A 14,723-nucleotide genomic window follows, 5' to 3' on the forward strand; every position below is an offset into this window, starting at 1 on the left:
GCTCCCACATTTGAACGCGTTCTCCATTTGGAATGCGGTCAAATGTGGGAGCCGGGCTTGCCCGCGAAAGCGCCAGTTCAGTCACCACCTATATCAAGGAAGATCACCCCATGAGCAACCCCTTGCTCAACATCGGCATGGACTCCAGCCGCTCCCAGTTCATGGCGCGCCAGCGCATCGAAAGCCAGATCAACCTGCCTCGGCTGTTTGCGGCCATCGATGCAGACCCCGGCATCGTCGGCGCGGGCGTCGTGTACATCGACGCCGACTTCAATGTCGTGACGCTGCGCGAATTCAAGCCCATCTGCAGCATCAAGCCCAAGCGCATCATTTTGCGTGAGGCGCAGAAGTACATAGCCCCCGCGCAGTTTGCCGATCAGGTGACCAACAATCCGCGTGAGTCTCGGCTCGTGGGGGAGGCCGTCAATACGACGTTGTCTTGTGCCGGCGCAATTCTGGGTTGGATTGTGGTGTTCAGCGGCACTGTCGCCGTACCGTTCACAGGTGGCGCGAGCCTGGTGGTGGCGGGCCTGGGCGCCACTGCGGCGGCGGCCAGTACCGCGCAGTGCGTGGTGGGAGGCATGAGAACGTTCAACGAACTCAACGACCCGACCGCCAACGACGATATGGACAACGAGGAATGGTATCGCTATGCAATGCCGGTCTTGGACGCGGCCTCGCTGTTGGGCGCCGGCGCCTCTACCCTGACGACTGTTCGACTGTTGCAGGCTCGAAAAGCAACGACCGGTAGAAGCTGGTACGAGTTGTCCAAGGGTTTGACCCGCCAGCAACGTAAGGCGCTCACCAAAGAGTTGCTAAGCCTGAAAGACCCAAGCCTGAGCAATAAACTGTTGAAGTTGCGCCAGCGCTCCGGTGAGTTGGTGAAGCGCTATTCGGCGACCGAGATCAATCACGCGACTATTACGCAGATCAGGGATTCCCTCGGTGCCGCTATCGGTTTCACCGGGAGTGCCTTGTCCGGCAATATTCGAACCATTGCAGTGGGGTTGTACGAGGAGCTTGAGTGATGGTGCGCCAAGTCTCGTTAAAAGCTTTTTTGGCTGAGTATTTCCCTGCGTTTATTTGTGCATTTTTCCTTGCCTGTTTTTCCCTGTCCGCTGCCATTTCATTGGCATCCAGTACCTTTTTTCGCGGTGAACCAGAGCGAGCGCGTTACTCCTTTGTAGCGGCGGTTGTCCTGGGGCTGCTCTTGGCAGTCAGCCACGTCGTCATGATCAGGGGCAGAACCTGGGGCGTTTGGGCCATCGTCGCCTTCTACGTGGTGTGTTTTTTGATCGTATTACCGACCTATGGCTATCGGCCGCATATGGCTGCCTATGCCATTGGGTTGCTGTTTCCAATGCTGGGACTGCTGTTGCTCAACAGTAAGCGTCATCGGGAAATGCGCCGTCAGCTACGAGAAATCCGCCACCAGCGCGAAGCCATGAGCGCAAAGCACAAGGCCCGCTGACTGGGTAGGTGCGCCACGCAGCCTCGCACGCTCGCCATCAATATGTGCAGCGCGTGCACCATTGGACTGACGCCGGCGCCATTTGGGACTCGACGCCGGCCCGCCGCCGCGTGGCCGCGACGGCAGCAACCCGGTCGTGCCGCGTTGATCGCAGCCTGAATATGCAAAACGCCAGCCTCGTGCTGGCGTTTTGCTTTCTAGTCGGTGGGGTAGTCTGTTTGTTAAGGTGGCGCGCATTGAATCGCCTTCGCGAGCAAGCCCGCTCCTACATTCGACCGCATTCTCCATTTGGAATGCGGTCGAATGTGGGAGCGGGCTTGCCCGCGAAAGCGCCAGTTCAGTCACCACCTATATCAAGGAAGATCACCCCCATGAGCAACCCCTTGCTCAACATCGGCATGGACTCCAACCGCTCCCAATTCATGGCGCGCCAGCGCATCGAAAGCGAACTCAACCTGCCGCGGATATTTGCCGCCATCGACGCCGACCCCAACATCGTTGGTGCTGGCGTGGTGTATATCGACGCCGACTTCAATGTCGTCACCCTGCGTGAGTTCAAGCCCATCTGCAGCATTCAGCCCAAGCGCATCATTGTGCGTGAGGCGCAGAAATACGTCGCGCCAGCGCAGTTTGCTGACCAAGTGATGAATAACGCGCGCGAGTCGCGGTTGATCAGCGAAGCCTTCAACACCACCTTGTCCTGCGGCGGCGCGGTGCTGGGTTGGCTGGTGATGTTAAGCGGCACCATCGCGGTGCCGTTCAGCGGTGGCGCCAGCTCGGTCATCACCGTCATTGGCTACACCAGCGCAACCGCCAGTACGGCGTCCTGTTTGATGGGGGCCTTTCGCACCCGCAATGAGATCGTCAACCCTGGCATGAATGATTATCTGGATAACGAGGAGTGGTACCAGACCGCTACCAAGATCATGGATGGCGCCGCCTTGGTGGGCGTGGGCGCGTCTGCGCTAACCACGGTCAAATTGGTCAATGTGGCCCGTGCATCCACCGGCAAAACCCTGCGCCAAGTGCTCAAAGGCCTGAACGGTCAGGAGCGGGAAAAGCTGACAAAAGAGCTGCTGAAAATCGCCGACCCACAGATGTCGACCAAGATGCGCAAGCTGCTGCAATTGCGCGGCGATTTGCCCAAGCGCTTTACCCACACTCAGCTCAAGCACGCCACCATCGTCCAGCTCGGCGACGCTTTCAGTGCAGGGCTGAGCGTCTGGGGGCTGGTGCGCTCAGACAACCCCAAACAGCTCAAAACCTTGGCGATAGGGTTGTACGAGGAGCTTGAATAATGAATGGCGTCCCGTCATTGAAACCCTTTTTGCTAGAACATTTTCCCTCGTTCATCGGCGTGATTCTCGCCGGTTGCCTTGGCGGTTCCGGCGCAATTTCCCTGGCGGCCGCCACCTATTTTGCCGACGTGCCCATGGCCACCAATGCCACCGTGTCGTGGTTCGTGGTGATCTTCGCGGCCTTGTTCGTGGTCAACTGCAACTTCCTGGTCGTGCGCGGGCACGCTTGGGCGGTGCGGGGCATGGTCGGCTTTTTTGTGGTGTGCTTGCTGGTGGTGCTTCCGACGCTGCAGTTTCACCCTCACTGGTTTATCTACAGCGAAAGCCTGTTCTGGCCATTGCTCGGTTTGTTGCTGATCAACAGCAAGGGCTATCGGGCGATGGTCAGGAAATTGGTTGAGGTACGGCGCCTGCGCAACGCGTCCAAGGCTGCTTGACTGGGTAGATTCACCACCCCAACCGCGCACACACGCCACAAATATGTGCAGCACGTGCACCAATGCACTGACGACGGCGCCGTTTTGGTGCTGTACTGCAGCGGGTCTTACGATAAAGCGCAATGACTGCCGCTCTGGCATAAGTCTTGCGCGCGTTGTGTCCATGCCCTGGCTCGCAGGAGGCCGCCGTGTCGATTCATGTCGCGTTGCACCACGTTACGCATTACCGCTACGACCGCGCTGTCGAACTCGGCCCACAGATCGTGCGTTTACGCCCGGCTGCCCATAGCCGCACGCGGATTTTGTCCTACGCACTCAAAGTGCTGCCCGAGCAGCACTTCATCAACTGGCAGCAGGACCCGCAGGGCAACTACCTGGCGCGCCTGGTGTTCCCGGAAAAGACTGACCAGCTGCGCATTGAAGTCGACCTGGTCGCCGAGATGGCGGTATTCAATCCGTTCGACTTTTTCCTTGAGCCCTACGCCGAAAAGATCCCTTTCAGCTACGCCGCCGATGAGCAGCGCGAGCTGGCGCCGTACCTGGAAACCCTGCCGCTGACGCCAAAGTTCGCCGCCTACCTGGCCGGCATCGACCGCACGCCCTTGCCGGCCGTGGACTTTCTGGTCGGCCTCAACCAACGCCTGGCTGCTGATATCGGCTACCTGATCCGCATGGAACCGGGTGTGCAAACCCCGGAGTTCACCCTGGAAAACGCTTCTGGCTCCTGCCGCGATTCGGCCTGGTTGTTGGTGCAGTTGCTGCGCAATTTGGGCCTGGCGGCGCGTTTTGTGTCGGGCTACCTGATCCAACTGACCGCCGACGTCAAAGCCCTCGACGGCCCGTCCGGCACCGACGTCGACTTCACCGACTTGCACGCCTGGTGCGAAGTGTATTTGCCCGGCGCCGGCTGGATCGGCCTGGATGCGACCTCCGGGCTGTTTGCCGGTGAAGGCCATATCCCGTTGGCCTGTAGTCCCGATCCATCGTCCGCCGCGCCGATCAGTGGGCTGGTGGAGCCTTGCGAGTGCGAATTTACCCACGAGATGTCGGTTGAACGCATCTGGGAAGCGCCTCGGGTTACCAAGCCCTACACCGAAGAGCAGTGGCTGGCGATCCAGGCACTGGGCCGGCAGATCGACGGCGACCTGCTCAAGGACGATGTACGCCTGACCATGGGCGGCGAGCCGACCTTCGTCTCGATCGACGACCCCGATGGCGCCGAGTGGAACACCGCTGCGCTGGGGCCGGACAAGCGTCGCCTGTCTGCCGAGTTGTTCCAGCGCATGCGCAAACACTACGCGCCCACGGGGCTGGTGCACTTCGGCCAGGGCAAGTGGTACCCCGGCGAGCAACTGCCGCGCTGGTCGCTCAATTGCTATTGGCGCCGCGACGGTGTGCCGATCTGGCACAACAGCGCGCTGATCGCCGATGAACAGGAAGATTACGGCGCCGACGGCGTGATGGCCGGGCGCTTCCTGGCCTGCGTCGCCGAACGCCTGAAGTTGCCGGCGCGCTTCGTGTTTCCAGCTTTCGAAGACAATTTCTACTACCTGTGGCGCGAAGGTGCGTTGCCACAAAACGTCACCGCCCAAGACCCACGGCTGAGCGACGACCTGGAGCGTGAACGCCTGCGCAAAGTGTTCAGCCAGGGCCTGGATAAGGTCATCGGCCAAGTGCTGCCGCTGGCGCGCACGGCCGCCAATGACCGCTGGCAGAGTGGGCGCTGGTACCTGCGCGACAACCACTGCCGCCTGGTGCCGGGCGATTCGCCGCTGGGTTATCGCCTGCCGTTGGCCTCGCAGCCTTGGGTGACCGCCGCGGAATACCCGTTCGTGCATCCGACCGACCCGAACCAGGATCAGCCGGCGCTGCCGACCACCGCGCAGTTGCAAAGCCACGGTGAACCCGCGACGAGCGATGAGCGCGTGCCGAAAGTCGACGAATCCGCCGACTGGCTGACCCGCACCGCCTTGTGCGCCGAAGCGCGGGAAGGGCGCCTCTACCTGTTCATGCCGCCGCTGGAGCGCGTCGAGGACTACCTCGAACTGGTAGCCGCCATTGAAGCCACCGCCGAAGAACTGCACTGCCCGGTGTTGCTGGAAGGCTACGAGCCGCCGTTCGACACGCGCCTGAGCAACTTCCGGGTCACGCCGGACCCAGGTGTGATCGAGGTCAACGTGCAGCCGTCCGCCACGTGGGACGAGTTGGTCGAGCGCACCGAATTTCTCTACGAAGAGGCGCGGCAAACCCGCCTCACCACCGAAAAATTCATGATCGACGGCCGCCACACCGGCACCGGCGGTGGGAACCACTTTGTGCTCGGCGGCGCCACGCCCAAGGATTCGCCGTTCCTGCGCCGCCCGGACTTGCTGCGCAGTTTGATCAGCTACTGGCACAACCACCCGTCGCTGTCGTACCTGTTTTCCGGGCTGTTTATCGGCCCGACCTCCCAGGCACCACGGGTGGATGAGGCGCGTAACGACGCGCTGTACGAGCTGGAAATCGCCTTCGCACAAATGCCCGAGCCCGGCGAAGAATGCCCGCCGTGGCTGGTCGACCGCCTGCTGCGTAACTTGCTGATCGACGTGACGGGCAACACCCACCGCGCCGAATTCTGCATCGACAAGCTCTACTCGCCGGACGGCGCCACCGGCCGCCTGGGGTTGCTGGAGCTGCGCGCGTTTGAAATGCCACCGCATGCGCGCATGAGCCTGACCCAGCAATTGCTGCTGCGCGCCTTGGTCGCGCGCTTCTGGCGTGAGCCGTACGCGCCGCCGAAACTGGCGCGCTGGGGCACCGAGCTGCATGACCGCTTCCTGTTGCCGCACTTCATCGAGCAGGATTTCGCCGACGTGATCGTCGAACTGAACGCCGCCGGTTACCCGCTGCGCGCCGAATGGTTTGCTGCGCACCTGGAATTCCGTTTCCCCAAGGTTGGCGACTACGCCGTCAGCGGCATCGAACTGGAGCTGCGCCAGGCTCTGGAGCCTTGGCACGTACTGGGCGAGGAGGGCGCGGTGGGCGGCACGGTGCGTTATGTGGATTCGTCGCTTGAGCGCTTGCAGGTGAAGCTGAGCGGGCTGCCACCACAACGCTATTTGCTGACGTGCAATGGCATTCCGGTGCCCCTGCAGCCCACCGGGCGTGTGGGTGAGTTTGTCGCCGGCGTGCGCTACCGCGCCTGGCAACCGGCCAACTGCCTGCAGCCGACCATCGCGGTGCACGCGCCGCTGGTGTTCGACCTGCTCGACACCTGGATGCAACGCTCGCTGGGCGGCTGCCAGTACCACGTCGCCCACCCGGGAGGGCGCAATTACGACAGCTTGCCGGTGAATGCCAATGAGGCAGAGAGCCGGCGCATGGCGCGGTTTTTCCGCTTGGGGCATAGCCCAGGCAAGTTGCCCGTGCCTCCTTTGGTTATCAATGATGAACTACCGATGACCCTGGATTTGCGGCGTTTCCCCAATAAAAATGACTGAATGCTGTTCAAATGTGAGAGCGGGCTTGCTCGCGAAAGCGGTGAATCAGTCGATATATGAGTTGATTGACCCGCCGTATTCGCGAGCAAGCCCGCTCCCACATTAGACTGTGGTGACTTTGACTTCCCTTGCCTCTGCCGAGCGTTCCATGTCCGACTTGCTCGACCGTTACCCGCTGACTGCGGGCACTTACCACGAACTGCTGGACGACAGCGGCGCGGTGCGTGCCCATTGGCAGCGCTTGCTTGATCACCTGCAACGCAGCGCGCCCGCGCAATTGGCCCAGCGCCAGGCGCTGCTGACCCGGCAGATCCAGGAAAACGGCGTGACCTACAACGTCTACGCCGACCCCAAGGGCGCCGATCGCCCGTGGGAGCTGGATTTACTCCCGCATGTGCTGGCCGCCGATGAGTGGCGGCACCTGTCGGCCGGTATCGCCCAGCGTGCGCGCCTGCTCAATGCCGTGTTGGCCGACCTGTATGGCCCGCAGCTTCTGATCAAAGAAGGTCTGCTGCCGGCTGAGCTGGTGTTCGGGCATAACAACTTCCTCTGGCCGTGCCAGGGCATCCAGCCGCCGGACGGTACGTTTCTGCACCTGTACGCCGTGGACCTGGCGCGCACCCCGGATGGCCGCTGGTGGGTCACCGCCGACCGTACCCAGGCGCCTTCGGGCGCCGGTTATGCGCTGGAAAACCGCACCATCGTGTCCCGCGCCTTTCCGGATTTGTACCGCGACCTGCAGGTTCAGCACCTCACCGGTTTCTTCCGCACGCTGCAGGAAACCCTGGCCCGCCAGGCTTCCTGTGACGACCAGTCGCCGCTGATCGTGTTGCTGACGCCGGGGCGTTTCAACGAGAGCTATTTCGAACACCTGTACCTGGCGCGACAGCTTGGCTACCCGTTGGTGGAAGGCGGCGACCTCACCGTGCGCGACAGCACCGTGTTCCTGAAAACCCTCAGCGGCCTGCGCCGGGTGCACGCGATCATGCGTCGCCTGGACGACGACTTCTGCGACCCGCTGGAACTGCGCACCGACTCTGCGCTGGGCGTGCCCGGCCTGCTGGATGCCGTGCGCCAAGGCAATGTGTTGGTGGCCAATGCCCTGGGCAGTGGCGTGCTGGAATCGCCGGGCTTGCTCGGCTTTTTGCCGAAGATCAACCAGTTCCTGTTTGGTGAAGAATTGATCCTGCCGTCCATCGCCACCTGGTGGTGCGGTGAGGCGCCGGTGCTCGCTGAGGCCCTGGAGAAACTGCCCGAGCTGCTGATCAAACCGGCGTTTCCATCGCAAAGTTTCGCCCCGGTATTTGGCCGCGACTTGAGCGACGAACAACGCCAGGCGCTGGCCGAACGCATGCGTGCGCGACCTTATGCGTATGTCGCCCAGGAGTTGGCGCAACTGTCCCAGGCGCCGGTGTGGCATACCGTGGATGACCATTTGCAACACCGCGCCATCGGCATGCGCGTGTACGCGGTGGCCAGCGACGAGGGCTACCGCGTGCTGCCCGGTGGCCTGACCCGTGTGGCGGCCGAGGCCGACGCCGATGTGGTATCGATGCAACGCGGCGGCGCGAGCAAAGACACCTGGGTGCTGGGCGAGCGTACGGCGGGTGGCGAACAGTGGCGCGCGCAGCGGCCAATTGGCGCCCACGATCTGGTGCGCCGCGACCCCTACCTGCCGTCACGCGTGGTGGAAAACCTGTTTTGGTTTGGCCGTTACTGCGAGCGCTGTGATGACAGTGCGCGCTGGCTGCGGATTGTGCTGGCGCGGTATGTGGACGGTGACGACCCGCTGGCCTTGCAGGCGGCGGTCGAGCTGGGCGAGACCCTGCGCTTGCTGCCCGAAGAAGGGGAGTTGCCCGAGCGGCTGCTTGCCGCCTTGCTTGGCGATGACTGGCCATCGAGCCTGCGCGCCAACCTGCAGCGTCTGCAGTGGGCGGCGTCCCAGGTGCGCGGCAAGCTGTCGCGGGAAAACTGGCAGGCCTTGGTCGAGCTGCAGCGCGAAGCCCTGGAGCTGGAAAGCGAGACCCCGGACTTCGGCGAACTGCTGGATTTCCTCAACCGCCTGGTGATGTCCCTGGCGGCGCTGTCCGGCTTTGCCCTGGATGACATGACCCGCGATGAAGGCTGGCGCTTCTTGATGATGGGCCGGCGCATCGAGCGTCTGCAGTTCCTGAGCAGCAGCCTGGCAGCGTTCCTGCGTGGCGTGGCGGTGTTTGATCAGGCCGGGCTGGAGTGGTTGCTGGAGTTGGGTAACAGCAGCATCACCTATCGCTCGCGCTACCTGGCGGTGCCGCAGTTGATCCCGGTACTTGACCTGTTGTTGCTGGATGAGCAGAACCCGCATGCGGTGCTGTTCCAGCTGAAACTGGTCAGCCGCACGTTACGTCGTCTCAACGATGACTTCGGTGTGCCTCGAGAAACCGGGCTGGCGCCGCTGGTGGAGCGCCTGGCACGTTTCGACCTCGGTTGCCTGGAGAACCCGCTGTTCGGCGAGTCGAGCGTGCGTGCCGCGTTGGGCGGCCTGGCTGACCTGCTGCAAGCGGTAGCCGATGAGAGTGGGCAAGTGTCGGATCGCCTGGCGTTGCGCCATTTTGCCCATGTGGATGATGTCAGCCAGCAGACGGTGTCGGTGTGATGAGTGCGCGCTACCAGATTTTTCACGATACCCACTACCACTACGACAGCCCGGTGTCGCTGGCGCAGCAGCTGGCGCACTTGTGGCCACGGCCGTGCGCGTGGCAGCGTTGCAGTTCGCAGCAACTGGAAATCAGCCCGGAGCCGACGGCGCGTCGCGATGAGCTGGACGTGTTCGGCAACCCGATCACTCGGCTGGCGTTCGAACGGCCCCATGATGAGCTGCTGGTGAATGCAGGGCTGACCGTCGAAGTGCTGGCGCGGCCTGCGCTGGATTTTCAGCAGTCGCCGGCCTGGGATCAAACCCGCGACAGCCTGACTTACAGCAGCCAGCCGCTGTCAGCCGAACTGATCGAAGCCTGCCGCTATCGCTTCGAATCGCCCTACGTGCACCTGAAAAAAACCTTCGTCGAGTTTTCCGAAAGCTGCTTTCCGCCCGGCGAGCCGTTGCTGCTCGGCGTGCAGGCGTTGATGGAGAAGATTTTCAGCGAGTTCACCTTCGATGCCGAAGCCACCCAGGTCGCCACGCCGCTGGTGGAAGTGCTGGAACGCCGACGCGGGGTGTGCCAGGACTTCGCCCACCTGATGCTCGCCTGCCTGCGCTCGCGTGGCCTGGCGGCGCGGTACATCAGTGGCTATCTGCTGACGCAGCCACCGCCCGGCCAGCCACGGCTGATCGGCGCCGATGCATCGCACGCGTGGGTTTCGGTGTATTGCCCGGTGTCGGGCTGGGTAGATTTTGATCCGACCAACAATGTGCAGCCGGCACTGGAGCACATCACCTTGGCCTGGGGCCGGGATTTCTCGGATGTGTCGCCGTTGCGGGGGGTGATTCTGGGAGGAGGGAACCATGACCCGGAGGTGCGGGTGACGGTGATGCCGCTGAAATAGCAGTGGATTGAGGCGAGCAGGGAAGGCCTGCTCACCTCAACAGAATTTATTCAGCCGGGTCTTTCGGTGTCTCGGTTTCGTCGGTTGCCACTTCACCTTCGGCATCCGGGTTCAGTGCACTTGCTTCTTCATCTGCAGCGGCTTTCTTGCGTTGCAGCTTTTCCTCTTTCTTCTGCTCCTTGGCCAAGTCTCTCTGACGTTTGGCGAAGGAGTAATTAGGTTTGGCCATGGGCGATCCTCTAGGGTCGAAGGTGAGGGTGGCGGCGCGCAGCTGCCTTGGGTCGCTATGGTAGCAGCTTAGCGGCGCGGTTGGCCTTCACTTACCGCAGGCGTACGCGGCCAGCAGGCCGTTGAACAGTTGATTCAGATGCATGGCGCGGGCTCCAGGGGGGATGAGCCGATCATAAGCAGGTGTTCGAACTTTGGCTGGTAGATTGTGTTGATCAGTCTGATAGCCTAAAGTTGTATACAATCTGTTGATTCAGATCATAAGAATTCAGGCCTGCTTGAGGCACCCTTGTCGCAATACGCGTTTTTTAAACCCTGCCATGGAGATTCACATGTTTGCCAAAATCGTTGCTGTTTCCCTGCTGACACTGGCGAGCGGCCAGTTGCTTGCTGCAGAGTGCGCGGTCACTGTTGAGTCCACCGACCAGATGTCCTTCAACACCAAAGAAATCACCATCGACAAGAGCTGCAAGACGTTCACCGTAAACCTGGAACACTCCGGCAGCTTGCCGAAGAACGTCATGGGCCATAACTGGGTGCTGAGCTCCGCCGCCGACATGCCTGGCATCGCCAGCGACGGCATGGCCGCCGGCATTGAAAAGAATTACCTCAAAGACGGCGACACGCGCATCATCGCCCACACCAAGATCATTGGTGCTGGCGAGAAAGACGCCGTGACCTTCGATGTGTCGAAACTGGCCGCCGGTACGGATTACGCGTTCTTCTGCTCGTTCCCAGGCCACATCTCGATGATGAAAGGCACTGTGACCGTCAAGTAAGCCGACCCTGGTCGAAAAAAAAGCGCCTTGCGGGGCGCTTTTTTGTGGGCGTTGAATACCTTGTGGCGAGCGGGCTTGCCCCGCGTTGGGCTGCGCAGCGGCCCCAAATACCTGCAACTCAGTGTTACTGAATCACCGCGGTTGGCTTACTGGGGCTGCTGCGCAGCCCAACGCGGGGCAAGCCCGCTCGCCACAACAAGCCCGTTCGCCACAACAGGCCCGCTCGCCAAAAAAATACGTATCACGGCGCGAAGGGCATGACCCGCTTGTGCTCGGTCTTGCGATACGTGTCGCAAATGATCTTGAACGCTTCTTCACGCACTGGCTCGCCGTGCAGGAAGGCATCAATCTCGGCGTACGTCACGCCGTGGGATGCTTCGTCCGGCTTGCCTGGCGACAAGTCTTCGAGGTCGGCCGTCGGGATCTTCTCCACCAGCGATTCCGGCGCGCCAAAGTGCCGAGCAATCGCACGTACCTGGTTTTTCACCAGCCCGCTCAGCGGCGCCAGGTCGCAGGCACCGTCACCAAACTTGGTGAAAAAGCCCATGACCGCTTCCGCCGCATGGTCGGTGCCGATCACCAGGCCACCGGCCGCGCCAGCGATGGTGTACTGCGCCACCATGCGCATGCGCGCCTTGGTGTTGCCCAGTACAAAATCACGCGACACCGCCGCCTTGCCTTCAAAGGCTGCCACTTCATTGGCCAGGGATTTGACCGCCGGGCCGATGTTCACAGTGTGGCGCTCGTCCGGTTCGATGAAGTCCACCGAAGCCTGGGCGTCGATTTCGTCGAACTGGGTTTCGTAAGGCAGGCGCACGGCGATGAAACGGTAGGCCTCGTCGCCGCTGCTGGCACGCAGTTCGTGCATCGCACGTTGGGCCAGCAGGCCTGCGGTCAGGGAGTCGACGCCACCGCTGATGCCCAACACCAAGGTTTTTAGCCCGGAATTGCGCAGGCAATCCTGGATAAAGGTCACGCGGCGGGCAACTTCGGCCTCCAGGGCGGCCTGGTCCTTGAACGGGGCTTGGACCTTGAGCTGCTGCGCAATCTCACGCTGTACGGCTTGCATGATTCACTCCTTGCTGGAAAGGGCAGGTACTTTGAAAACGTGACGCAAATAGGCGACGAAATTCGGATCGGTGCAGTGGGTCTTGCCCGCTTCATCAGAGATTTTCGCGACGGGCTGGCCATTGCAGGCCGTCATTTTAAGCACGATGCTCATCGGCTCAACCCCTGGAATGTCACAGGTCAGGTTGGTGCCGATGCCGAAGCTGACATTAATGCGACCGCGCAACGCGCGGAAAATCTCCAGGGCCTTGGGCAGCGACAGGCTGTCAGAGAACACCAGCGTCTTGCTCATCGGCTCGATGCCGAGCTTGTGGTAGTGGGCGATGGCCTTTTCTGCCCACTGCACCGGGTCACCGGAATCGTGGCGCAGGCCGTCGAACAGCTTGGCGAAGTACAAGTCGAAGTCGCCGAGGAAGGCATCGGTGGTGATGCAATCGGTCAGCGCGATGCCCAGCAGGCCTCGGTATTCGCGGACCCAGCAGTCGAGCGCGGCGATCTGGCTGTCGATCAGGCGCGGGCCGAGTTGCTGGTGGGCCATGATCCATTCGTGGGCCATGGTGCCGAGCGGCTTCATGTCGAATTCGCGGGCCAGGTGCACGTTGCTGGTGCCGACGAAGCGGCCTGGGAAGTCGTGCTTGAGCACGCTGACCACTTCTTCCTGTACCCGGTACGAGAAGCGCCGGCGCGTGCCGAAGTCGGCCACCTGCAGCTCGGACAGCTCGTCGCTGCTGGCGTTGGCGGTCAGCCAGTCGAATTTGCGGTACAGCTGCTCGCGGGCCTGTTCGAGGATCACGGTCTGGTAGCGGTAGCGGTTACGCACTTCGCTGACGATGGCCAGCATCGGCACTTCAAACAGGATCACATGCAGCCACGGCCCGCGCAGGCGAATGAATAGCTCGCCGTTTTCGATGCCGGTTTGTACATAGCGCAGGTTGAAGCGGAACAGCCCCAGGAAGCGCAAAAAGTCCGGCTTCATGAAGCTGATGCGCTCCAGAAAGCCCAATTGATCCGGGCTCAGGCTCAGCTCGGCGAGGCGCTCGATCTGGTAGCGGATTTCCGCCAGGTACGGGCGCAGGTCTTCGCTGTTGCGGCAACGAAACTCCCATTCAACTTCCACATTCGGGTAGTTGTGCAGCACCGCCTGCATCATGGTCAGCTTGTAGAAGTCGGTGTCGAGCAAGTTCTGCACGATGCGATCGGCAAACACACTCTCGCTCATAACGGGAATCTCCAGACGGGTCGACGATGGGCGCCGACCTTTACGCACTATTAAGGAATGGCGCTAGTGGCGCATAGACCCGTGGGGTTTTGCCAGTGATTTTTTCGGAATGGCCACTGGCCCTATCGCAGGCAAGCCAGCTCCCACACTTGAAATGCATTCCAAATGTGGGAGCTGGCTTGCCTGCGATGGCGGTGGTGCAGCCAAAAAAGATCTAAACCTGTTCCATCATCCACTTCACAAAATCGCGCACCTTGGGCACCTCCGCCGAATGCTCCGGATACGCCAGGTAATACGCATCCTGGCTGGGCAACGCGTGCTGCCAGGGAATCACCAGCTTGCCCTCGGCCAATTCTTCTTCCACCAGAAAGCGCGGCAGCAAGGCCACGCCGCAGCCCACTTGCGCCGCGCGAATGCACATATAGAAGGTGTCGAAGCGCGGCCCGTGGTAGCTGTGCTCGGTGTGGAAACCCTGGCTGGCGAACCAGTCATGCCAGCCTTGGGGCCGCGAGGCGTTCTGCAGCAGCACCAGGTCGCTGAGTTGCGTGGGGTCAGTGAACGGCTGCGCAGGGAGGCTTTCCGGCGCGCACACCGGCACCAGTTCTTCGCTGAACAATTTCAGGCTCTCGGTGCCGGGCCGTGAGCCCTGGCCGAAGTAGAAGGCCATGTCGGCCTTGCCTTGCAGCAATTCGTCCGGCTCCTGCTCGTTGCACAGGTCCAAATGGATGTGCGGATGGCGCAAACGCCAGCCTTTAAGGCGCGGCACCAGCCAGCGCGCGCCGAAGGTGTAGGGCGTGGACACCCGCAGCACTTCGGTCTCGCCGCCGTAGGAGCGCAGGTAATGGGTGGACATCTCCACCTGTGTGAGGATTTTTCGCACTTCCACCAAGTACAAATCGCCCGCCGGGGTCATCTGCAAGCGGCGGCGCACCCGGCGAAACAGCAGGTGTTGCAGCAACTCTTCCAACTGCGCGACCTGTTTGCTCACCGCGCTTTGCGTGAGGTTCAGTTCCTCGGCGGCGCGGGTGAAGCTCAGGTGGCGGGTGGCGGCTTCGAAACACTGCAGGGCGGTGATCGAGGGCAAATGTCTTTTGTTCAGCACGGCACGCCTCTTTTTATTCTTTGCATGAATAAACGGAATGATATCTCGCCTAATCGTCGTTTGTTGGCAAGTCTTGGGCCAGCTACAAATAAGGCCTGGATCGCCGTGTCTGTGGCG

The 14,723-nt window shown here is 61.6% G+C and carries 12 protein-coding genes; 8 read left to right on the forward strand and 4 right to left on the reverse strand.

The features are described from left to right. Positions 1-110: 110 nt before the first annotated feature. From ABWL43_RS02710 to ABWL43_RS02740, 7 genes are all read left to right on the forward strand, one after another. Entirely contained in the window at positions 111-1,028 is a 918-nt protein-coding gene (locus ABWL43_RS02710; RefSeq protein WP_404486611.1) for an NAD synthetase, read from the forward strand. After that, positions 1,028-1,471 (forward strand): hypothetical protein, encoded by a 444-nt coding sequence (locus ABWL43_RS02715; RefSeq protein WP_404486613.1) that lies wholly within the window; start codon positions 1,028-1,030, stop codon positions 1,469-1,471. Before ABWL43_RS02710 ends, ABWL43_RS02715 begins: the two co-directional genes overlap by 1 nt. 371 nt (positions 1,472-1,842) lie before the next feature. Then, positions 1,843-2,769 carry an NAD synthetase gene (locus ABWL43_RS02720; RefSeq protein WP_262208769.1) on the forward strand — a complete coding sequence of 309 codons (927 nt, stop codon included), beginning with the start codon at positions 1,843-1,845 and terminating at the stop codon, positions 2,767-2,769. Further along, complete coding sequence (locus ABWL43_RS02725) at positions 2,769-3,206, forward strand: hypothetical protein (RefSeq protein ID WP_242198981.1); 438 nt, start codon at positions 2,769-2,771, stop codon at positions 3,204-3,206. The genes ABWL43_RS02720 and ABWL43_RS02725 overlap by 1 nt, the downstream gene beginning before the upstream one ends. A gap of 188 nt (positions 3,207-3,394) precedes the next feature. Then, the gene (locus ABWL43_RS02730) at positions 3,395-6,685 is read left to right on the forward strand and encodes a DUF2126 domain-containing protein (protein WP_404486615.1); all 3,291 of its coding nucleotides are present in this window, start codon (positions 3,395-3,397) and stop codon (positions 6,683-6,685) included. A gap of 148 nt (positions 6,686-6,833) precedes the next feature. Continuing rightward, positions 6,834-9,320, forward strand: a complete 2,487-nt coding sequence (locus ABWL43_RS02735) for a circularly permuted type 2 ATP-grasp protein (RefSeq protein ID WP_262208773.1) — start codon at positions 6,834-6,836, stop codon at positions 9,318-9,320. Further along, on the forward strand, positions 9,320-10,210 hold the full coding sequence (locus ABWL43_RS02740) for a transglutaminase N-terminal domain-containing protein (protein ID WP_404486617.1): 891 nt from the start codon (positions 9,320-9,322) through the stop codon (positions 10,208-10,210). Before ABWL43_RS02735 ends, ABWL43_RS02740 begins: the two co-directional genes overlap by 1 nt. Positions 10,211-10,256: 46 nt before the next feature. Here ABWL43_RS02740 and ABWL43_RS02745 read toward each other — a convergent pair whose 3' ends face one another. Then, positions 10,257-10,439, reverse strand: coding sequence for a hypothetical protein (locus ABWL43_RS02745; protein ID WP_106577640.1), 183 nt, complete (start codon positions 10,437-10,439; stop codon positions 10,257-10,259). A gap of 331 nt (positions 10,440-10,770) precedes the next feature. On the opposite strand from ABWL43_RS02745, the gene azu reads away from it, so the two are divergent. Then, entirely contained in the window at positions 10,771-11,217 is a 447-nt protein-coding gene (gene azu, locus ABWL43_RS02750) for an azurin (protein ID WP_404486619.1), read from the forward strand. Positions 11,218-11,458: 241 nt separating this feature from the next. On the opposite strand, the gene nadE is transcribed toward azu, so the two are convergent. The 3 genes from nadE to ABWL43_RS02765 form a co-directional block, all read right to left on the reverse strand. After that, complete coding sequence (nadE, locus tag ABWL43_RS02755) at positions 11,459-12,286, reverse strand: ammonia-dependent NAD(+) synthetase (RefSeq protein WP_106577642.1); 828 nt, start codon at positions 12,284-12,286, stop codon at positions 11,459-11,461. A 3-nt stretch (positions 12,287-12,289) separates the two neighbouring features. Then, positions 12,290-13,504: a nicotinate phosphoribosyltransferase gene (gene pncB, locus ABWL43_RS02760; RefSeq protein WP_065900159.1), complete on the reverse strand. Its 1,215-nt coding sequence runs from the start codon at positions 13,502-13,504 to the stop codon at positions 12,290-12,292. A 214-nt stretch (positions 13,505-13,718) separates the two neighbouring features. Then, positions 13,719-14,606 (reverse strand): LysR family transcriptional regulator, encoded by an 888-nt coding sequence (locus ABWL43_RS02765; RefSeq protein ID WP_242198992.1) that lies wholly within the window; start codon positions 14,604-14,606, stop codon positions 13,719-13,721. Between the last annotated feature and the right edge of the window lie 117 nt (positions 14,607-14,723).

The sequence above is a fragment of the Pseudomonas sp. HT11 genome (genome assembly GCF_044875395.1).
Classification (GTDB): Bacteria; Pseudomonadota; Gammaproteobacteria; order Pseudomonadales; family Pseudomonadaceae; genus Aquipseudomonas.